Origin of the sequence: Kitasatospora purpeofusca, from assembly GCF_036010405.1 — a bacterium.
In the GTDB taxonomy this organism is placed as follows: Bacteria; Actinomycetota; Actinomycetes; order Streptomycetales; family Streptomycetaceae; genus Kitasatospora; species Kitasatospora purpeofusca.
Genome location: NZ_CP108561.1, coordinates 7,288,611 through 7,308,720, shown reverse-complemented (window position 1 = coordinate 7,308,720; position 20,110 = coordinate 7,288,611). Strand labels below are relative to the sequence as shown.

Annotated in this window: 16 protein-coding genes; 5 read left to right on the top strand and 11 right to left on the bottom strand. The window is 76.6% G+C overall.

What is annotated here, in order from left to right; genetic code table 11:
- The first annotated feature begins 211 nt into the window (after positions 1-211).
- Positions 212-670, top strand: coding sequence for a hypothetical protein (locus tag OG715_RS32020; RefSeq protein WP_266273816.1), 459 nt, complete (start codon positions 212-214; stop codon positions 668-670).
- On the opposite strand, the gene OG715_RS32015 is transcribed toward OG715_RS32020, so the two are convergent.
- From OG715_RS32015 to OG715_RS31980, 8 genes are all read right to left on the bottom strand, one after another.
- Entirely contained in the window at positions 649-1,428 is a 780-nt protein-coding gene (locus OG715_RS32015; RefSeq protein WP_266273817.1) for a helix-turn-helix domain-containing protein, read from the bottom strand. The two genes, OG715_RS32020 and OG715_RS32015, sit on opposite strands and share 22 nt — an antisense overlap.
- Before the next feature lie 257 nt (positions 1,429-1,685).
- Complete coding sequence (locus OG715_RS32010; protein ID WP_266273818.1) at positions 1,686-3,047, bottom strand: DUF2252 domain-containing protein; 1,362 nt, start codon at positions 3,045-3,047, stop codon at positions 1,686-1,688.
- Between the two features lie 279 nt (positions 3,048-3,326).
- The gene (locus OG715_RS32005; protein ID WP_266273819.1) at positions 3,327-4,955 is read right to left on the bottom strand and encodes a multicopper oxidase family protein; all 1,629 of its coding nucleotides are present in this window, start codon (positions 4,953-4,955) and stop codon (positions 3,327-3,329) included.
- Positions 4,952-5,617 carry a hypothetical protein gene (locus tag OG715_RS32000; RefSeq protein WP_266273820.1) on the bottom strand — a complete coding sequence of 222 codons (666 nt, stop codon included), beginning with the start codon at positions 5,615-5,617 and terminating at the stop codon, positions 4,952-4,954. The genes OG715_RS32005 and OG715_RS32000 overlap by 4 nt, the downstream gene beginning before the upstream one ends.
- 504 nt (positions 5,618-6,121) lie before the next feature.
- Positions 6,122-8,686 carry an FtsX-like permease family protein gene (locus tag OG715_RS31995; RefSeq protein WP_266273821.1) on the bottom strand — a complete coding sequence of 855 codons (2,565 nt, stop codon included), beginning with the start codon at positions 8,684-8,686 and terminating at the stop codon, positions 6,122-6,124.
- Positions 8,683-9,498: an ABC transporter ATP-binding protein gene (locus OG715_RS31990; protein ID WP_266273822.1), complete on the bottom strand. Its 816-nt coding sequence runs from the start codon at positions 9,496-9,498 to the stop codon at positions 8,683-8,685. Before OG715_RS31990 ends, OG715_RS31995 begins: the two co-directional genes overlap by 4 nt.
- A 212-nt stretch (positions 9,499-9,710) precedes the next feature.
- Positions 9,711-10,502 (bottom strand): aminotransferase class IV, encoded by a 792-nt coding sequence (locus tag OG715_RS31985; RefSeq protein WP_266273823.1) that lies wholly within the window; start codon positions 10,500-10,502, stop codon positions 9,711-9,713.
- 80 nt (positions 10,503-10,582) lie between these two features.
- A complete protein-coding gene (locus OG715_RS31980) occupies positions 10,583-11,620 on the bottom strand; it encodes a GNAT family N-acetyltransferase (RefSeq protein WP_266273824.1) in 1,038 nt (345 codons plus the stop codon).
- Between the two features lie 480 nt (positions 11,621-12,100).
- Between OG715_RS31980 and OG715_RS31975 the strand changes: the two genes are divergently transcribed.
- The 3 genes from OG715_RS31975 (at position 12,101) to OG715_RS31965 (ending at position 15,895) form a co-directional block, all read left to right on the top strand.
- Entirely contained in the window at positions 12,101-13,438 is a 1,338-nt protein-coding gene (locus OG715_RS31975) for a hypothetical protein (protein WP_266273825.1), read from the top strand.
- The gene (locus OG715_RS31970; RefSeq protein WP_266273826.1) at positions 13,435-14,634 is read left to right on the top strand and encodes a glycosyltransferase family 4 protein; all 1,200 of its coding nucleotides are present in this window, start codon (positions 13,435-13,437) and stop codon (positions 14,632-14,634) included. The genes OG715_RS31975 and OG715_RS31970 overlap by 4 nt, the downstream gene beginning before the upstream one ends.
- A 241-nt stretch (positions 14,635-14,875) precedes the next feature.
- On the top strand, positions 14,876-15,895 hold the full coding sequence (locus OG715_RS31965; protein WP_266273827.1) for an ArsR/SmtB family transcription factor: 1,020 nt from the start codon (positions 14,876-14,878) through the stop codon (positions 15,893-15,895).
- Positions 15,896-15,921: 26 nt separating this feature from the next.
- On the opposite strand, the gene OG715_RS31960 is transcribed toward OG715_RS31965, so the two are convergent.
- The 3 genes from OG715_RS31960 to OG715_RS31950 form a co-directional block, all read right to left on the bottom strand.
- Positions 15,922-16,587, bottom strand: a complete 666-nt coding sequence (locus OG715_RS31960; protein ID WP_266273828.1) for a response regulator — start codon at positions 16,585-16,587, stop codon at positions 15,922-15,924.
- Positions 16,575-17,861 carry a sensor histidine kinase gene (locus OG715_RS31955; RefSeq protein ID WP_266274637.1) on the bottom strand — a complete coding sequence of 429 codons (1,287 nt, stop codon included), beginning with the start codon at positions 17,859-17,861 and terminating at the stop codon, positions 16,575-16,577. Before OG715_RS31955 ends, OG715_RS31960 begins: the two co-directional genes overlap by 13 nt.
- A gap of 168 nt (positions 17,862-18,029) precedes the next feature.
- A complete protein-coding gene (locus OG715_RS31950; protein WP_266273829.1) occupies positions 18,030-19,049 on the bottom strand; it encodes a DMT family transporter in 1,020 nt (339 codons plus the stop codon).
- 127 nt (positions 19,050-19,176) lie between these two features.
- Here OG715_RS31950 and OG715_RS31945 point away from each other — a divergent pair, with 127 nt between their 5' ends.
- The gene (locus OG715_RS31945; RefSeq protein ID WP_266273830.1) at positions 19,177-20,070 is read left to right on the top strand and encodes a LysR family transcriptional regulator; all 894 of its coding nucleotides are present in this window, start codon (positions 19,177-19,179) and stop codon (positions 20,068-20,070) included.
- Positions 20,071-20,110 lie beyond the last annotated feature (40 nt).

Genomic DNA, 20,110 nt, shown 5'->3' with positions numbered 1-20,110 from the left:
GGGTGGTTGGTGCACGTTCGGAGCCCTGGCACCCCCGTTCGGCGGGGGCCTAACCGTTCGCAATCCACCACTCGGCGGGGGCCCTCCCCCGCCGACGGGCGGGTCCCGGGGGCGGGCCGTCGGCATTCCCCGCCGGGAATTGTCGGGCCTCCCTCCACCTCCCAGGATGGGTGGCGCGAAGGACGACCACGAGGGGAACGAGGAAGTCACGATGAGCACGAGGACCAGCACCGACACCGACACCGGCGTCGGCACCGGCACCGCGCAGGGGATCGCCGACCGCTATGTCGCACTCTGGAACGAGCCCGACCCGGAGCGGCGGCGCCGGGCGGTCGAGGAACTGTGGGCGGCGGGCGGCGTCCACCTGCTCCAGCCGCCGGAGGACCTGCGCGAGCGGGCGGCCGAACTGGGATTCACGGACACCGTGCTGGAGGCGCGCGGCCACGACGCGCTGGAGCGGCGGGTGGCCCGGGCGCACGAGGAGTTCGTGGCCGGCGGCGGCTACGCCTTCCGCCGGCAGGGCGGGGCGATCCGGGTCGGCGACGCCGTCAAGCTCAGCTGGATGATGGTGCGCCCGGGCGAGGAGGAGGTGCTCGGCGGCGGGGTGGAGGTGCTGGTACTGGACGAGAACGACAGGATCACGGTCGACTACCAGTTCCCCGGGCTCTGATCCCCGGACTCCCGCTCCGCATAGGCGCGCAGGGCGGCGGCCGTCGGTTCGTCGACCGGCAGGAAGGCCTCCAGTCGCAGTTCGGCGAGCGTGACGTCGACGGCGGTGGCGAAGGTGGTCACCGTGGTCATCAGGTGCAACTCGCCGTACGGGCTGCGCAGATGCAGCGGGACGGCGAAGCCCAGGTGGTCCCGGGTGGCCGGCGAGGCGTTCAACGGCGGTACGTAGCCTTCGAGTTCGTCGTGGAGTTCGGTCAGGTGGGAGGTCGCCGCCAGCACATGCCGGGACCACGCCGCGAAGTTGAGGATCCTCGGCGCGAGCCCGGCCGGGTGCAGGGCGAGCCGGTAGGCGTTCGCACCCCGGCCGAGCAGCTCGGGCGCGGCCCCCTCGGTCAGCAGTCCGAGCGCGGCGTTGGCCGCGACGATGCCGCCCCGGCCGTCCACCACCACGGCGGGATAGGGGAGATGACCCTCCAGGATGTGGCCGAGCGCGGACCGGACGGGCGCCAGCTCGGGCCCGTCGAGCGGGCACTCCGCGTACACGGGGGCGTAACCGGCCGACAGCAGGAGCTCGTTGCGCTCGCGCAGCGACAGGTCGAGCGACTCGGCGAGCCGGACGACCATGCCGCGCCCGGGCGCCGACCGGCCCGACTCCATGAAGCTGAGGTGGCGCTGGGTGGTGCCCGCCCGGCCGGCGAGTTCGAGCTGGCTGAGGCGGCGGCCGGTGCGGCGCTCGCGGAGCGTGCTGGGAAAGTCCACGACAGCCAGTTGTAGCCGGAGCGGGGCCGCCGGGCCATTCCCCGGAGGGAATGGCCCGGTGAACTCCCGGTGCGGGGCGGTCTGGCCGGGCACCTTGTTGGCCGGACGCCCAATAGCCCCGATGCCGCATTGGTCGGGCGCCCAATCCCTCGGATCCACCATCGGAAGCACTATTGGTCAGGCGACCAACCCTTCGGGCGCACTACTGGTCGACCACCCAATAGATCCGACGCCCTATTGGCCGGACGCCCAACCCCTCAGACGCCCCGCTGCGCCGTCACCGTGCCGTCGTCGACCGCCGCCAGCAGTTCGGCGTGGTCGGCGGCGGTCCGGTCGGCGTACCGGACCGAGAAGTCGGCGATCGCCTCGGCGAAGACGTCCGAGCGGCCCAGGTAGCCGGCCACGGCGAACCGGTCGCCGGAGCGGGCGTGCGCGCGGGCGAGGGTGCGACCGCAGAGGTCGGCGTACTGGCGCAGGTCGGCGGGCGTCATCCGGGCGATGACTGCCGAGCCCTTCATGTCGCGCAGCTGGCGGCCGTAGAAGTGCCGGCCGGCCGGGCCGCTGGTCCAGCCGAGGAAGATGTCGCTGGCCGCCTGCATGAGGTGCTGCCCGGTGACGACCCGGCGCCCGCCGTGGACCACCGGGGCCTCGGCGGACGGCCGGGAGACCGGCAGGTGCTCCTCCAGCACGGACCGCCCGGCCTCCTTGATCTGCAGGAACAGCGGATCGCTCTCGTCCCGCCCGGACAGCAGCAGGATGAAGCAGCGGGTGCCGACACTGCCGACACCGACCACCTTGCGGGCGACGTCCACCAGTTGGAACCGGTCGAGCAGGACGCGGCGGTCCTCGGCGAGGGTGGCCCGGTAGTCGCCGTAGATCTTGCCGACCAGGCGCAGCTCGTCCTCCGGCAGCCGCTCGATCAGCGGCGGGTCGTTGACGATGCGGCGCCGCCCGTCCTCGCCCTTCTCGGTGAGCTTGCCGAAGGCCTGGAGGCTGGTGCGGCGGCGGGCCTTGTCCAGGTTGGCCTCGAAGCGCTTGCGGCGGCTGGCCTTGCCGACCAGCGGCAGGATGTCCTCGGTGTCGATCCGGGCGTACCAGACGTCGAGTTCGCCCATCCCGGCGAGGCGGCGCACGGCGGTGGCGTAGCCCTGCGCGGCGGTGAGCGCGGCCCGGCGGACCTGCTCCTCGCTGTGGCCGTTGTCGCGGGCGGCGACGGCGACGCTGGCGGCGAGGCGCTTGACGTCCCACTCGAACGGGCCGGGGTAGGTCTCGTCGAAGTCGTTGACGTCGAAGAGCAGCGCCCGCTCCGGCGAGGCGTACACGCCGAAGTTCAACAGGTGGGCGTCACCGCAGAGTTGGACGGTGATACCGGTGTCGGGGACGGCCGCCAGGTCGGCGGCCATGACGGCGGCGGAGCCGCGCAGGAAGGCGAACGGCGATTCGGCCATCCGCCCGTAGCGGATCGGGCCGAGGTCGGCGAGCCGGTCCTCGGCCTGCCGGGCCAGGACGGCCAGCGGGTCGGGCCGGTCGGCGGCGGGGATCCAGGGGCCGTGGGCGGAACGCGGTACGCGGTCGCGGGCGGCCCGGCCGCGCCGCCGGCGTTCGGTCGGACTGGTCATGCGCGACTCCTCGGTGCGTCCGTCCTGCGGGTCCGTCGTGCTGCGGATCCGTCGTGCTGCGGGCTTGTCGACCTGCGGATCCGCCGTCCTGCGGGTCCGTCGTGCTGCGGTCCTCCCCGCGACGCTAGATCACGCCCGGCGGCGCGGCATGTCGGGACCGGACGGCCCGCACCGGAGGCGGAGCGGGACGGACGGGGCGGGACGGGCGTCCGGTCGCCCCGCCCGCGCTCCGCCGAACGGGTAAGGGAACGGGTAGGGGAGCGGGCGGGGGAACGCCGGTCACTCCACGACGAAGTCCGCCATCATCGCCATGTCCTCGTGCTCCAGGTTGTGGCAGTGCAGCATGTACGTCCCCGCGTAGTCGGTGAACCGCACCAGCACCTGCACCGCCTCGGCCGGCCGCAGGTCCACGGTGTCCTTCCAGCCCGCGTCGTACGGCCCCGGGTCCTTGCCGTTGCGGGACAGCACCTGGAAGGAGTTCAGGTGCACATGGACGGGGTGGTGGACGTCCGAGAAGAACCGCCAGATCTCGGTGGAGCCGAGCGCCGGCCGGGCGAGCGAGCGGCCCGGCTCGTAGGGCTGGTTGTTGATCGTCCAGCCCGCGTTGCGGCTTCGCCGGAAGCCGAAGGTCCGGGTGGTGACGGCCGCGGCCGGGTCGAGCCGCTCCAGCGTGCAGAGCCGTTCGGGGACCGTCGAGTCGTCGCGCACGGGCCGCGAGGAGACGTCGAAGAGCATGACCTCCTCCGTCCGCCCGCTGCCGAACCTGTTCATCAGCCGGACCTGGGTGCCGGCCGGGTAGCGGGAGAAGTCGACCACCAGGTCGAAGCGCTCGGCGGGCGCGATCTCGACCGCGTCGTGCGCGATCGGCTGCTCCAGCAGGCCGCCGTCGCCGCCGATCTGGACCAGGGCGCCGCCGCCGGACGGCTGCGGGTCGAGTTCGAGCCGGTAGAGGCGCGCGTTGGAGGCGTTGAGCACGCGCAGCCGGTAGCGGGCCCGGTCGACCTCGGCACGCGGCCAGGGGGCGCCGTTGACCAGGACGATGTCGCCGAGCACGCCGTTCATGTAGTCCTCGGTGACGCCGGGGACGGCGAGGGCCGCGTCGAGGGCGGGGTAGGCGAAGGAGCCGTCGGCGGCGAAGGAGCGGTCGGCGAGCATCAGCGGGAGTTCGCGCTCGCCGCGCGGCAGCGGCAGGGCGTCCTCCTCCTCGTCGCGGACCAGGTGGAATCCGGCCAGGCCGCGCCAGACAGCGGGGCCGGTGAAGCCCATCCGGTGGTCGTGGTACCAGAGGGTGGCGGCGCGCTGGCGACCCGGGTAGGTGTGGGTGCGCTCACCGGTGACGGTCCGGGAGCGGTCTGCGGCGCCCATTCCGGCCATTCCGACCATGCCTGCCATGCCTGCCGTCGTGTGGTCCGCATGGTCCGCGTGGTCGGCATGGGCGGCCCAGGTGGAACGGTCGGCGGAGGAGCCGACCGGGAGCAGCAGGTCCACCGGGTAGCCGTCGCTCTCGGCCGGGGTGTGACCGCCGTGGAGGTGGACCACCGTGGGCACCGCCAGCTCGTTGCGGTGCCGCACCATCATCTCCCGGCCGGAGCGGGCCACCAGGGTCGGGCCGGGGAAGGTCCCGCCGTACGTCCAGGCCTCGGTGCGCAGACCGGGCAGGATCTCCAGCCGGGCGATCTGCTGGGTGATCTCGTAGTGGTCCGCGGTGGCGTCGGAGTGGACGGGGGCGAGGACCGCCGGAACGGGAAGCGGCACCTGGAACGCCGCCGGCAGCGGGACCTCGCTGCTCAGCAGCCGGCCCGGTCGGGCCTCGGCCAGCAGTCGGGCGGTCGCCGGGCCGGCGAGGGCTCCGACAGCGCCCGCGCCGAGCACGGCCGCGCCGGCGCCGAGGAACCGGCGGCGGTTCACGGCGCCACCTCCACCGCGTCGGCCCCCGCAGCGGTGGGCCGGGGCAGCCGGCCGGAGCCGCCGTCGCCACCATCGCCGGTACCGCCGGTACCGCCGGTACCGGAGCCGGTCCCGGATTCGGATTCGGATTCGGATTCGGATTCGGCGAGCGGCTCGGCCTCCGACGTCGCCGGGGGCACCGGGGCCGGCCGCCAGGCGCCGACCAGGCCGAACAGCAGTCCGCTGACCAGCAGCACGCCCAGGGTGACGTGCACGCCGACCGCCCGTTCGTAACCGGTCCCCGTCTGCGCCCCGGACGCGGCCAGCAGCAGCGCGGTGGCGCCGAGCGGCCACCACGGCCCGCGCGCGCCGCCCGCTCCCCCGCCCCGGCGGACCAGTGCGGCCACCGGCAGCTGGGCGATCAGCAGACCGCCGAGGGCCATCGCGGTCAGCTCGTGCGCCCGGAGCGCCTCGTAGTGGCCGTTCAGGAAGCTGCCGGCCAGCACCGTCTGGGCCAGCCCCAGCACGGCCGACGCGGTCGTGGTGGCCCGCAGCAGCAGCCGCGGCACACGGACCCCTCGGGGGACGGCCCGGGCCGGGGCCGACGGGCTCGCCGGGGCGAGCCCGGGCAGGCGGGGCAGGCGGGGCAGGCGGGGCGTGCGGGCCACGGGGGGACTGCTCAACGGTCGGCCTTCTCTCTGCCGGGCACCGCGGCGGAGCGGGCAGGCCGGGACGACGGCATGCCGGACGTGCTCGGCGCGGGGGTGGGTGGGTGTGTCGTGGGCACTACGGGCGCGCGCCACCTGGACGGACGCGGCCGTGAGCGTAACTGATCACACATCACTATCGGCTTGGCTCAGGGGCTTTACGGCCGACGACCACTCTCGCGCGGCGTTTCGGCGCGGCTTTGTCACCCGAACGGCCGGTGGGACGCCCCCGCGCGGGCCTCCGCCGCGAGCCCCTGTCGCGCCCCTACCTGCCCACACGCGTGCGAGGCCGGTGTGCGCGGGCCCGTGCACACCGGCCCGTGCGTACGTGCCCGCGTGTCGCGCGTCCCCGTGCACGCGAAGGGCCCCGGTCCACCGACGACACCCCCGTCGCCCTCGGTGGACCGGGGCCCGGACCCGAAGGCCGCCCCTCCTCGCGCTGCTCCCCTCCTCCCCCGCGCCCTTCCTCCCTCCGAACCGCTACTGCTTGCCGCCGCTCATCGCGATCGGGCTGGCCCGCAGCAGCGCCCTCGCCGGCAGGGCCGTCGCGGCCAGGCAGAGCGCCACCGCCCCGGCGGCCAACGGCAGCGCCGTCCCCGGCGGCACGTACGGCGTGGCCCCGGTGAGGCCCCGGGTGACCGGCACCAGGGTGACCCAGGCGATCACCGCGCCGACCCCCAGACCGGTCGCGGCCACCAACAGCGCCTCCCAGCGCATCATGTGGCGCACCTGCCCCCGGGTGGTCCCGGCCAGCCGGAGCAGCGCCACCTCGCGCCGCCGGTCCAGCACCGTCATCACCAGGGTGTTGGCCGCCGTGACCGCGGCGAACCCGCCGAGCACCCCGGCCATCACCGCGTTCGCCCAGGCACCCATCTCCTGGTCCTTGTCCGCCTGCGCGGCGAAGCCCTCCCCGTCGGTGACGGTCATTCCCGGGACGCCGAGCCCCGCCAGCCCCCGGGCGACCGCCGCCCGGTCCGCGCCGGGCGCGTCCGCGACCAGCACCTGCTGGTCGAAGGCCGCCGTGACGTGCTCCGCGACCGCCGCCCTCGGCAGCAGCACCTGGCCGAAGCCGAGTCCGCGCCCGTACGTGGCGACCACCAGCGGCTTCGCCTCCGTCCCGTCGCCGAGCCAGAGCTGCACCCGCTCGCCCACCTCGGCGCCCAGGGCGGAGGCCAGGGTGGCGTCCAGCGCCACGGTGTCCGGGGAGCGGCCCAGGTCGGCGAGCGAACCGGTGCGGACATCGAGGTCGAGCACTCGCGGCAGCCGGGACGGGTCGCCGGTGACGCCCAGCGCGGCGGCCGAGTCCAGGTTGTGGCCGTCGCGGTAGACGACGCCGGTGCGCAGCACGCCGACGGCCGCCTCCACACCGGGCAGCCCGGCCGCCCGCTCGACCACCCCGGGAGTCCCGGCCGCACCGGCGGCACCCGGCACGGCGGCCGGCAGGCCGGGGCCGGTGGAGCCGAGCACGTGGTCGGCGGTGAGACCGGCCCGCACCTGCTCGCCGCTCTCGTGCCGGACGGTGCTCTGCATGAACAGCAGGGTGCCGCAGAACGCGGTGACCATCGCGATCGGCGTGATCGCCGAGGCCAGCCGACGGGCGTTGGCGCGGGTGTTGTCTGCCGCCAGCGAGCCGGGCGCGCCGCCCGCCCGCAGCGGCACCCCGAGCAGTCCGGCCGCGACCCGGGCCACCCAGGGGCCGAGCAGGGCGACCGCCGTCAGGAAGCACATCACCACGCCCAGCGCGGTGTTGGCGGCGTCGGTGCCGTTCAGCCCGGTGGCGACCCCGGCGAGCACGATGCCGCCGACGGTGAAGAGCAGGCCCAGGCCGGTCCGGATCCACCCCGGCCGGGACGGTTCGACGGCGGCCGCGCCCAGCGCCTGACTGGCCCGCATCCGGGCCGGGCGGCGGGCCGCGAAGAAGCCGGCCGCGAGCGCCGCGAGCGTGCACAGCACCACCGCGGCGACCATCGGCAGCGGTCCGACGGACAGTTCGACGGCCTCGGGGACGGCCCCGCGCTCCACCATCCCGCCGAACCACCAGCGGGCCAGACCGACGCCGGGCAGGATGCCGCTCGCGGCGGCGAGCGGCGCGACCAGCATCGCCTCGGTGGCGATGGTGCGGCGGATCTGCCGGGGCGTGGCACCGACGGCGCGCAGCAGCGCGAACTCGCGGGCGCGCTGGCCGGTGGCGAGGGCGACGGTGGAGACCACCACGAACACGGCGGTCATGGTGGCGATGCCGCCGAAGGAGCCGCCGATCCCGGCCAGCGCTTCCCGGGCCCCGGCGAGCGCGGGCTGCTCGACGGCGCCCCGGTCCCGGCCGGTCCGCACCTCGGCGGCGTCGCCCACGGCCGTCCCGACCTGGGCGGCGAGGGCCTTGGCGGTCACTCCCTCGCGGGGCTGGACGGCGATCGCGTCCACCCGGCCGGGGTGGCCGGAGAGCCGGTCGGCCTGCTGGTCGGCGAACCAGGCGGTGGACCCGGCGGACTGCGGGGCGGCGAGGCCGGAGATCCGGTAGCTCCCGCCGCCGCCCGGCGCGGTGAGCGCCACGGTGCCGCCGGGGGCCAGGTGTGCGGCGCGCGCGGTGTCGGCGTCCAGCACGACCTCGCCGGCGCCGGGGGCGCGGCCCTCGACCAGGCGGTCCTGCGGGCCGGCGATGCCGAGCGCGGCGAAGCCCCGGCCGGTGAGCGGGCCTCCCGGCCCGCCCTGCAGCGGGAACGCGCTGTCCGGGCGGGCGGCCGCCACGCCGGGCTGTGCGGCGATCCGGGCTGTCAGCGCCGCGTCCACCCGGGCCCGGTCGGGGACGGGCTGCTCCTCGGTGTCGGTGTCCTCGCCCTGCCGGAAGGTGATGCCGACGGTCGGGTCGGCGGCGACCACGACCGGGGTGTCCGCGTACCGGGCGGCCGGCACCGAGGCCGTGATGCCGGTCTGCAGGAGGGTGCCGCAGGCCGTGATCACGGCGGCGGCGAAGAACAGCGCGACGAAGGTCCCGACGAAGGAGGCGGGACGGAAGCGCACCGAGGCGCGGGCGAGTCCGTTGCTCATGCCGCCGCCTCCATCGGGCGGGCGGTCAGCGACACCATCCGGTCGGCGACGGTCTTCGGGTCCGGCCGGTACAGCTCGTCGGCGAAGGCGCCGTCGGCCAGGAACACCACCCGGTCGGCGAACGAGGCCGCCACCGGGTCGTGGGTGACCATGACGACGGTGGCGCCCATGGTGTCCACCGCGTTCCGCAGCAGGCCGAGCACCTCGTGCGCGGTACGGGTGTCCAGCGCGCCGGTCGGCTCGTCCGCGAACACCACGTCCGGGTCGGTGATCAGCGCCCGGGCGATCGCCACCCGCTGCTGCTGGCCGCCGGACAGCTGCCCCGGCCGCCGCCCGGCGTGCTCCCCGAGGCCGACCCGGGCGAGCAGTTCCCGGGCCCGGGAGCGGTCCTGGCGCTCACCGGCGAGACGCAGCGGGAGCAGCACGTTCTGCAGCACGGTCAGCGAGGGCAGCAGGTTGAAGGACTGGAAGACGAAGCCGATCCGGCCCCGGCGCAGCTTGGTCAGCCGGTCCTCGCTCAGCCGGGTGATCTCCTCGCCGCCCAGGTGGACCTCGCCGGAGGTCGGGCGGTCCAGGCCGGCCGCGCACTGCAGGAAGGTGCTCTTGCCGGAGCCGGACGGTCCCATCACGGCGGTGAACGTGCCCCGGCCGAGCGCCAGGTCGATGCCGCGCAGCGCGTGCACGGCCTCGGCGCCCCGGCCGTAGCTGCGCCGGACGCCGCGCAGCTCGATCGCGGCCTGCGGGGCGGTTCCGAACGACGCGGCGGGGTGGCCGGTCTGCTCGGGCCGGGGGCGGGAACGGCGGGGTGCCATGGTGGGCCTTCCTTCGTGGATCGTCGCCGGTGGTCGACGTGTTCCAGGCTAGGAAGGCGGGGTGCGGCGGACCATGGAGTCCGCTGGCGGACGTGGGGTGGGGTTATCCCCCCCGGCGTGTCCCCCGGAGGGCCCGGGGGTAGAGCCGCGCCGGGCCGCCGGAATGGCCCGGGGCCGTTCGGCGCCGGCTCCCGGAGTGTCCTGGCGGCAGGTCAGATCTCGTCCCCCGGCACGCCCTCGTAGGCGGCGCGCAGCTCCGCGACGACCGGGTGGGCGGGGTCGAAGGAGGTGCCGTCGATAGCCGCGATCGGGCGGACGCCCACGCCCGCGTTGACGGCGACGGCGGCGACGAAGCGCCCCAGGCCGTCCGGGGAGAGGACCTCGCGCCGCTGCGGTCCCGGGTGGACGCGGGCGAGCAGGGCGGCGGTGACACCGGGCAGCGCGGCGTCGGTCTCCGGCCAGACCAGCGTGCGGCCGTCGTACAGGGCGAGGTTCCAGGTGGTGCCCTCGACGAGGCGGCCGGCGCGGTCCAGCAGCAGGGCGTCGTCGTAGCCGTCGAGTTGGGCTTGCCGACGCTGGTGGACCAGGGCGAACAGGCCGACATGCTTCACCTCCGGCAGCTCGCGCCGGTACGCGGTGGTGCGGACCCGCAGCGGGCCGGGCGCGGCGGCCGGCGCGGGGCGGGTGGTGACCAGCAGGTGGGGCGTGGCGGGGGCGGCCGGGCGCTCCAGGCCGAGCGCCGGGTCGAACGCGGTCACCCGGACGATCACCGGCGCGCCGTCGGCGGGGAGCACCCGGCGGATCCGGGCCCGGACCTCCGCGGGGTCCAGCTCGGCGTCGAAGACCGTGCGGCAGTCGCGGACCAGGCGGTCCAGGTGGAGCGCGAGGCCGCGGGTGCGGCCGGACTCGGCGCGCAGGGTGGTGAAGTGGCCGTAGTTGATCAGGCCCAGGGCCGCCAGCCGGGCGGGGTCGGCGGGGCCGCCGTCGATCTCGATCTCTGCCATGGTGTCGAGTCTCCCAGGGGCGGGGCCGGTTCGGGGCGGGGGCCCGGCCCAGGAGGCGGCCCCGGTCCCGGGCGGTGGTCCTACGGTGCCACCGCGCCGGGGCGGTGGGCGGGGGCGGGGGCGGGCAGCGCCCCATCCGGGAGGGCCGCACCCGGCAGAGCTGTGCCGGGCGGGGCCGACGTCCGGTCGTCGGCGCCGCGCCGTCGCCCGAACCGCTCGAACTGCTCGATCCGGTGGGCCAGTCCCTCCGGCTCCCCGCCGTCGGACCAGCGCCAGGCCTCCGCCCACCACTGCGGGCCCCGGACCAGCGGACGGCCGGCGAGCGCCAGGTGCAGCGCGAGGGTCGAGCGGGCGTAGTCGTGCACCCAGCCGTCCGCCTGCCGGTAGGCGGCGGTCTCGTCCAACCGCAGCCAGCGGCCCTCGCGGCCGGCGGCGAGCAGCGGCGTCCAGACCTCCCCGGAGGGGGCTCCCGACGGCCGGTCGGCGACCAGCAGCACCAGTCGGTCCTGCTCCTCCCGGATCCGGTAGGCCGGGAGTTGGGGCATCCGGGTGAGACCGATGGTGTGCTTCCAGGACCGCACCCAGAGACCCCGGCGCAGGTAGTAGCGGACGGCCCGGGGCCAGGCCCAGTCCGCCTCCAGCCGGTAGCCGGACAGGCCCTCGGCGGTGGCGGCGCGGTAGACCCGGTCGAGGGCCGCGGCGGCCAGGCCCCGGCCGCGCGCGTCGTGGCGCAGATAGAGCGAGGAGACGGCCAACTGGCCCGCGCCCCTGGTCCAGTTGTCGACCGCGACGGTCCCGACCGGGACGGCGGGAGCGGTGGGGGCGGAACCGGTGGGGGCGTCCGGGCGTCCGCCGCCCAGCAGCCAGTAGCGGCGCCGGTAGAGCTCGCCGCCCGGCCATTCACGGCCGGACTCGCCGAGCCGGGCGCGCAGCCGGGCCTCCTCGGCCGGACCGATCGCCGCCGGATCGACCGGCTCGCCCAACTCTCCCTCGGCGCAGGCCGCGAGGTCCCAGAGCGCGAACTCGCGCCCCTCCTCGTCGGCCACCGCCCGCAGGGCGGGCGCCGCGGCCAATCGTTCCTGCACCCGCTCGACCGCCATGTCCCAGGAGTTCACCACGCGCCCACGATAGCGAGTGATCGGCACGGTGTGTAATTCGATGGACACCGAACGTCAGGTCGGATACGAATTCCCTTGTTCGGAAAGTCCGCTGTCGAGGAGGAGTCCAGCACCGTGCCCGTCGTCCGCACCGCCCGCACCCACCCCGGAGCCCGGGGGCCGCCCGGCGCGCCCGCCCGGTGGTAGGGGAAACCCGACCGAAGGACTCGACCTGACCGCCATGACCTCGCTGACCTGCGCCGCTGCAATGAAGTGGTGCTGATTCACCGCGTCCGTACCCCACGTCCGCCCGTTCCCGGCCCCGTCGTTCGGCCCGTAGTTCGGCCCGTCGTTCAACCTGCCCGTCGCTCCACCCGTCACCCCGACACCGACACGGGCACCGGCCCCCGACCCGGTTCCCGAACCGCTGCCGGCTCCCGTCGGGTCCACCGCGTCCCCCGTCCTCCCGGCGGGCGGCGGGCGCTGTGGTGCGGCGGGTGGGTGCTCGCCGCCGGGTGGGCGGGGGCGTTCCCGCTGGTGTCCGGGCTGGGGCCGCACCGGAGTTGGGGGCTGTGCGCGGCGGCGGGGTACCTGGCGGCGGCGGTCGCCGTGCTCGTACTGCCCCGACGGTGGGCACGCGCGGGTTCGGTGGCGGTCGCGCTGCTCGGCGCCGTCCTCGTACCGCTGCTCGTCCTGGTGGTGGGCGGGCAGGGGCAGAGCGAGGTCGCCGTCATCGAGCGCTCGGGCGAGTTGCTGCTCCGGCACGGGACGCCGTACCTGGCCGAGCCGCGCACGGTCGCGGAGTACACGCCCTACCTCCCCGGGATGGCACTCTTCGGGCTGCCCCGCGCCCTGTTCGGTACGGACGGGTGGCCGGCCAGGGTGGCCGGGGACGCCCGGCTCTGGTGCGCCGCCGCGTTCCTCGGCTGCCTGGCCGCCGCCGCCCTGCCGACCCGGCACCGCCCCGGGCGGCCCGGCGTCACGGCGGCGCTCAGGGCAACGGTCGCGGCAGCGGTCACAGCGGCGCGCACAGGAGCCCTTCCTGCAGTGCTCCCCGCCGCGCTCCCGCGCGTGCTCGCAGTAGCGGCGCTCGTCGCCTCGCCGGTGGTCGCGCTGCCGCTGAGCGTCAGCGGGGTCGACCTGCCGCTGGCCGGCCTCTGCGTCCTCGCCCTGGCCCTGGCCGGCCGGGCCCGGCCGGTCGCCGCCGGGTGGGCGCTCGCCCTGGCCTGCGCGCTCAAGTGGACGGCCTGGCCGGCGGTCGCGGTGGTGGTCGCCCTGCTCGCCGCCACCACCGGACGGCGCGCCGCGCTGCGGGCCGCCGTCACCGCCGCCGCCGGCACGGCCGCCCTGGTGCTGCCCTCAGCACTGCGCTCCCCGGGACCGCTGCTGCAGCAGGTGTTCGCCTTCCCCACCGGGCGCGGCGACCTGCCCACCCCGGCCGGCAGCCCGCTGCCCGGACGGCTGCTCGCCGACCTCGGCCCGGTCGGCTGGTACGCGGCCGTCGCGCTGCTGCTGCTCGCCGGGGCCGCCGTCGCCCGGTCCCTCGTGAGCCGCCCGCCACTGCACACCCGCGCCGCCGCCGACCGGCTCGCCCTCGGCCTCGCCCTGGCGTTCCTGCTCGCCCCCGCGGGCCGGTTCGGCTATCTCGCACTGCCCGCCCTCCTGCTGCTCCTCCCCCGGCCCGCCCCGCTCCCCGACCTCCCCCACCTCTCCGGCCCCGGCCCCGGCCCCGGCCCCGACCGGCTCCCGCGCCTCCCCCGGCCACAAACACCCCGCCCGCACGCACCCCGGCCACAAACACCCCGCCCGCACGCACCCCAGGTGGTTCCCGCGCCATGACCGGCACCCTCGTCGTCACCAATGACTTCCCGCCCCGTCAGGGCGGCATCGAGACCTTCGTCCACGCCATGGCCACCCGGCTGCCCGCCGGGGAGGTCGTCGTCTACACCTCGGCCGAACCGGGTGCCGACCGGCACGACGCCGCGCTGCCGTTCCCGGTGGTCCGCGACCGGTCCCGGCTGCTGCTGCCCACCCCCCGGGTGACCCGGCGGGCCGCCGAGCTCGCCCGGGCGTACGGGTGCGACCGGGTCTGGTTCGGCGCAGCCGCCCCGCTCGCCGCGATGACCCCGGAGCTGCGGCGGCAGGCGCCCGGCATACGGAGGACCGTCGCCACCACCCACGGGCACGAGATCTGGTGGGCCCGCACCCCCGTCGCCCGGCGCCTGCTGCGGCGGATCGGCGACAGCGTCGACGTCGTCACCTTCCTCGGCGCCCACACCCGCGAGCGGATCGCCCCCGCGCTCGGCCCGGCACCCCGGCTGGAGCGGCTGGTCCCGGGCGTCGACACCGAACTGTTCCGCCCGGGGAGGCGCGAGCAGGACGCCGACCCGCGCGCACCCGTGATCCTCTGCGTGGCGCGGCTCGTCCCGCGCAAGGGGCAGGACACCCTCGTCCGGGCACTCCCGCTGGTCCGGCGCAGCGTGCCGGGCGCGGTCCTGGTCCTGGTCGGCCGGGGCCCCGCCGAACGCCGGCTGCGCGAACTCGCCCGGCGGCACACCGAGCCCGGCTCGGTCGTCTTCGCCGGCGGCCACGAGCACGCGCAGACGCCCGCCGACTACGCCTCGGCCGATGTGTTCGCGATGCCGTGCCGCACCCGCCGGGCCGGACTGGAGGCCGAGGGCCTGGGCATCGTCTTCCTGGAGGCGGCGGCCGCCGGACTGCCGGTGGTCGTGGGCCGCTCGGGCGGCGCGCCGGACGCCGTCCTGGACGGCGTCAACGGGACCGTGGTGGACGGCCGCGACCCGGCCGCCGTCGCGGCGGCGATCACCGGCATCCTCCGCGCCCCCGCCGCCGAGCGTGACCGGATGGGCGCCGCCGGCCGCTGGTGGGTCCGCGACCACTGGTCCTGGGACACCACCGCCGACCGCCTGGCCGCCCTCCTCGCCCCGCCGCAGGACCACCCCGGCCACTGCGGCCACCCCGACGCGGCCGCCCCCCGCGACCCCCTCGACCCCCGCCCGGCCGACGCCAGGTGATGCCCTGTCGGACAGGGCACGATCCGCCGGGCGGCACCGGGCGTCCGGATCCACGAACGCCCGGTCGAGGAACGTGCTCCGGCCCCCACTCCCCTCGTGGTGGGGGCCGGAGCGGGCCTCCGCCGCGCCGACGAGAGAGAGCATGCCAACGGGAGGGGCCGGACGGCCATGCATTAGCCTCTGGGCCTAATAGTCAACAACGCGGCAGGTCAGAACGGCTGCGGGGGTCGGGGGAAGGTTCGTGATCGCACTGCGGTTCGGGGTCGCGGACCTCGCGAGGACCCGCTTCGTCATATCCCCGTTCGACCATCTGATGGCCGGCTCGGCCCGGTTGGGCGTGCACCAGGGCAGCGGGTCGCGCAGCGAGCGCTGGTGGCGGGACGTCCGCCGCCACGTGCCCCACCGGGCCGTGCGCTTCCTGGAGGTGGTCAACGCGAGCCCGGTCGGCGTCCCCGACTTCATGGTGGCGGACCTCGACGCCGTCCGCCGGCAGCTGACCGACGAGCTCGACGCGCTCCTCTCCGTCCCGCAGCAGGCCGTGGAGGAGGGGGTCGCGATGTTCGGCAGCGGCCCCGAAGTACCGGCCGCCCTGGCCCGGTTGCGCGAGGACGGCAGCCGGGGCCTGCGCGAGGTCAGCGACGGCGCCTGGGCGCTGTTCCGGGCCTGCCTCGCCCCGGACTGGCCCGACATCCGCCGCGCCCTGGAGGCCGACATCGCCGTCCGGGCCCGCACCGCCGCCCGCGCCGGGATCGGCGAGATGCTCGACTCGCTCCACCCGAAGGCCGTCTGGCGGGACGAAGGGGTGCTGGAGTGCACCCTCGGCGACCTGGAGGGCTCCTTCGAGCTCGGCGGCCGGGGCCTGGAGCTCCGGCCCAACTACTTCGTCCAACGGAGCATCAGCCTGCTGGCCGGGCCCGACCGCCAGAGCCTGCTGCTGCACCCGATCGCCGCCCCGGCCGCCGCGCCGATCGCCACCGCGGTCGCCGGGGCCTCGGCCCGGACACCGGCCGCCGACGGCCTCGCCGCCGTGCTCGGCGCCGCCCGGGCCCGCGTCCTGCGCGCCGTCGCCGGCAGCGACTGCTCCACCACCGAGCTCGCCCAGCGGCTCGGCGTCACCCCGCCCTCGGCCTCCGCCCATGCCGCCGCCCTGCGCACGGCCGGTCTGATCGCCACCCGCCGCGAGGGCAGGCAGGTCCGCCACACCCTCACCGACGTCGGCCACGACCTCCTCCGCGACAACCCGCCGCCGCCCCCGGCCTGAGCATCGGCCGGTCGCGGGCGGCGGCGCTACTCGCCGTGCAGGTCCGCGAGGTGGGCCAGGACGGCGAGGACGCGGCGGTTGCCCTCGACCGGGTCGAGGTCGAGCTTCATGAAGATGTTGCCGCAGTGCTTGACCACGGAGGCCTCGGTGATGTTCAGCCGGGCGCCGACGGTCTGGTTGTTGAGGCCCTCCGCCATCAGCCCCAGCACCTCGCGCTCGCGCGGGGTCAGCCGGGCGATCGGGCGGTCCGCGGACTGCTGGCGGAGCAGCACCCGCACCACGTCCGGGTCGATCACCGTCTCGCCCGCCGCCACCCGGCGCAGTGCGTCCAGGAACTCGGACACCTCGCCGACCCGGTCCTTGAGCAGGTAGCCGAGCCCGGCCCGCTGCGCGCCCGCCGCCCCGAGCAGCCGGGTCGCGTAGGGGGTGGCCACGTACTGGGAGAGCACCAGGACGGGCAGGTCGGCGTGGCGGGACCGGAGGTCGAGCGCGGCGCGCAGCCCCTCGTCCCGGAAGCCGGGCGGCATCCGGACGTCGGTGACGACGATGTCGGGCCGGTCGGCGTCCACGGCGGCGGCCAGGGCGTCCGCGTCGCCGACGGCGGCGGTCACCAGGTGGCCGCCCCGGGTGAGCAGTTCGACCAGGCCGGCCCGGAGCAGCACGGCGTCGTCGGCGAGGACTATCCGGAGCACGGCACCTCCAGCCGGAGCGCGGTCGGCCCGCCGGTCGGACTCGTCACCATCAGTCGTCCTCCCAGGATCGCCACCCGGTCTGCCAGTCCCTGCAGCCCGGTGCCGGCGGCCGGGTCGGCCCCGCCGCAGCCGTCGTCGGTCACCTGGAGCACCAGCCGGCCGGCCGCGACCCGTCCGTGGACGGTGACGGCGGTGGCGCCGCTGTGCTTGGCGGCGTTGGTGAGAGCCTCGGTGACGGTGAAGTAGGCGGTGGTCTCGACGGGGCCCGGCAGTCGGCCCGGCAGGTCGAGGTCGACCTCGACGGGGACCGGGTGGCGCAGCGCCACCTCGGCGACGGCGGCGGCCAGGCCGTGGTCGGTGAGCACCTGCGGGTGGATCCCCCGGACCAGGCCGCGCAGTTGCTCCAGCGCCTGCCGGGCCTCGCCCCGGGCCCGGTCGACCAGGGCGAGCGCCCCTGGCGGGACACCCGCGCTGTCGGCGCCCGCGTGTTCGCGCAGCTCGTGCGCGGCCAGGCCGAGCGTCATGGTGAGGGCGACCAGCTGCTGCTGGGCGCCGTCGTGCAGATCGCGTTCGATGCGGCGGCGCTCGGCCTCGAAGGCGTCCGCCAACCGGGCCCGGGACCGGGTCAGTTCGAGGACCTGGCCGCCGGGGTCCTCCTCCCGGGGCCCGAGCAGCAGCCGGGCCAGCCGGACGTGGGCGGTGGTGAGCAGCGCCCCGGCGTGGCCGCCGAGGTAGAGCCCGACCAGGCCGACGGCGGTGAACGGGAGCGCGTGCAGCGGTCCGGGCACGGCATGGCCGGGGATCAGCATCACGGTCTCGGGGGCGAGCACCTGGACCACCACCGGGCTGACGACCAGCGTCGCGGAGAACAGCAGCAGGGCGGTCAGCCCGAGGCCGGCGGCGGTGAGCGGCGGGGCGACGAGCAGGGTGTGGGCGAGTTCGCGCCAGGTCGCGCGCTCGCGCAGCCGGGTGCGCAGTCGGGCCGGGCGCCCGGCCCCGGGGAGCGCCCGGTGCGGGTCGGGCAGCGGCGCCGGTTCGACGAGCCGGAGCAGGCGGCGTTCCAGGGCCCCGGCCGGCAGGCCGGAGAGGGCGGCGGCGAGGAGCAGCGGAAGGCCGACGCCGACCACCGAGAGCCCGAGGCCGAGCGCGGTCAGGGCGAGCAGCAGCACCGCCGTCACCAGCCCCAGGACGGCGCCGCCGGCCAGGTAGGCCCAGCAGCGCAGGGAGTCGCGGGTGAACGGGAAGCGCAGTGGGCGGGCCCGCAGGGCGGCCATGACGGCCACCTCGGCCGACCGGTCGGCGGGCCCGGCAGTCCGGACGGCCTCAGCGGCCCCGACGGCGGCGGCGGTGGAGGAGAGGAACGAGGAAGCGGCGCCGACCTCCCCGGTCGCGCCCGCCCCGGTGTCCTCGGCCGTCGCCCGCCCCGTGCCCATCACCCCACCCTAACCGACCGGCTGACGTGCCCTTCGGCCCCACCGGACGGCCGGTCCCCGCCCGTCCCCTCCCCCGCCTCCGACGGACGGCGGCCGGGTGAGCGCGACCGCGGCGATCACCGCGAGGCCGCCGGCCAGGGTGTTCCAGCCGACCGGTTCGGCGAGGAGCAGCGCACCGATCGCCGTCGCCCAGAGCGGGGTCGCGTAGGTGACGGCGGCGGCCACGGCCGTCCCGGCGGTGCGGACCAGGTCGAGGTTGAGGATGTAGCCGACGCCGGTGCCGAGCGCGCCGAGCACCAGCAGGGCGGCCGCGGCCCCGACCCCGGGCCAGTGCGGGGCGCCCGCCGCCAGCGGGGCGGCCACGGCGAGCTGGGCGCCGCCGCAGGTGATCTGGACGGCGGACAGGGCGGTCGCCGACTGCGGACGGCTCGCGAGGTGGCGGCGCAGGTAGGCGAAGCCGGCGCCGTAGCAGCAGGTCGCGGCCAGGCAGGCCAGTCCGCCGGCCACCGCGCCCGCTCCGCCGCCGGCCGCTCCCGCCGCCCCGGCCGGTCCCCCGCCCGGTCCCCCGGCGGAGGCGTCGCCGAAGCCGTGCCACACACCCAGCACGGTGAGCACCCCGGCGAAGCCGAGGGCGAGTCCGGCGAGCCGGCGCGGGCCGGGCCGGGGCTCCCCGGGTACCACGGCGAGCGCGAAAAGCATGGTGAACAGCGGGGTGGCCGCGTTCAGCACCCCGGCCAGCACCGAGCTGACCCGGGTCTCCCCGTAGGAGAAAAGGACGAACGGCACCGCGTTCAGCAGGACGGCGGCGACGGCGCTGTGGCCCCAGACGGCGGGGTCGCGCGGGACGGCCTCGCGGCGGACGGCGAGGATCACCCACAGCGCGCCCGCGCCGAGCAGGCAGCGCCACGCCGCGACCCAGACCGGGGGCACCCCCGCCTCCACCGCCACCTTGATCAGGGCGAAGCTCGCACCCCAGATCGCCGACAGCACCACGAACCCCGGCCACCAGCGCCCTCGCACTCCGACCACCCGCCTTCCCTGCCGCAGGTCCGGGCCGACCCGGCCCGACCCCTGCTCGTACTCGATGGACAGAGGGTCGCGGGTCGGCCGATCATGAGTCCAACAAGTGATGGTGCTGCACGGATGAGGAAGTCTCATGGCCCAGGAGGTGAACCTCGCCCAGCTCAGGGCGCTGGTCGCGGTGGCGGACGCGGGCGGCTTCGGATCGGCGGCCGCCGAGCTCGGCGTGAGCCAGTCGGCGGTCTCGCACGCCGTGGCCGCGCTGGAACGGGTGCTGGGCGCGCCCGTGCTGCACCGGGGCACACCCGCCCGGCCGACCCCGCTGGGCGAGCGGATCCTGCCGCACGCCCGGACGGCGGTCGCCTCCGCCACGGCGGTCCGGTCGATCGCCGAGCACCACGGCGGCGGGCTGACCGGCACCGTCCGGCTGGCCGCGCCGACCACCGTCTGCCAGGGGCTGCTGCCGGCCCTGCTGCGCGACTGGCGGTCCGAGCACCCCCGGCTGACGGTGCGGGTCTTCGAGGGCGAGGACCACGAGCTGGCCGTCTGGCTGGAGACCGGCACGGTGGACGCGGCGGTCCTGGTGGACGTCGACCGGCCGCTGCCGGGGGCGGTACCGCTCGGCGCCGACTCGATGCACGCGCTGCTGCGCCGCGACCACCCGCTCGCGGGAGAGGCGGGCGTCGACGTGGCGGACCTGGAGGACGACGACTTCCTGCTCTCGGAGGGCGGCTGCGAACGGCACGTCCGCGACGCCTACCGCCGGGCCGGCGTCCGCTTCGCGCCCCGGCACCGGATCCGCGACCTCAACACGCTGATCGGCATGGTGCACGCGGGGGTCGGCGTCTCGGTGATGCCGGCGCTGGCGCAGCCGATGCTGCCGCCGGACTGCGTCCTGGTGCCGATCCGGCCGGCCACGCACCGCACCCTGACCCTCACCGGCCCGGCCGGGCGGCCGTGGTCCCCGGCGGTGACGGGCCTGCTGGCGGCGGTGCACCCCGGTCCCGGGGCGTCCGTCGTCGCGTCCTGACCGATCCGCCGACGCAGCCCGGTCGCACGCGGAGCAGCGG

What these genes read in the sequence shown, in the direction of transcription:
- OG715_RS31990 (WP_266273822.1), bottom strand. Translation starts at nt 9,498, where the DNA reads ATGGCACCCCGCCGTTCCCGCCCCCGGCCCGAGCAGACCGGCCACCCC.
- OG715_RS31970 (WP_266273826.1), top strand. Translation starts at nt 13,435, where the DNA reads ATGACCGGCACCCTCGTCGTCACCAATGACTTCCCGCCCCGTCAGGGC.
- OG715_RS31995 (WP_266273821.1), bottom strand. Translation starts at nt 8,686, where the DNA reads ATGAGCAACGGACTCGCCCGCGCCTCGGTGCGCTTCCGTCCCGCCTCC.
- OG715_RS32010 (WP_266273818.1), bottom strand. Translation starts at nt 3,047, where the DNA reads ATGACCAGTCCGACCGAACGCCGGCGGCGCGGCCGGGCCGCCCGCGAC.
- OG715_RS31985 (WP_266273823.1), bottom strand. Translation starts at nt 10,502, where the DNA reads ATGGCAGAGATCGAGATCGACGGCGGCCCCGCCGACCCCGCCCGGCTG.
- OG715_RS31955 (WP_266274637.1), bottom strand. Translation starts at nt 17,861, where the DNA reads ATGGCCGCCCTGCGGGCCCGCCCACTGCGCTTCCCGTTCACCCGCGAC.
- OG715_RS32020 (WP_266273816.1), top strand. Translation starts at nt 212, where the DNA reads ATGAGCACGAGGACCAGCACCGACACCGACACCGGCGTCGGCACCGGC.
- OG715_RS31945 (WP_266273830.1), top strand. Translation starts at nt 19,177, where the DNA reads ATGGCCCAGGAGGTGAACCTCGCCCAGCTCAGGGCGCTGGTCGCGGTG.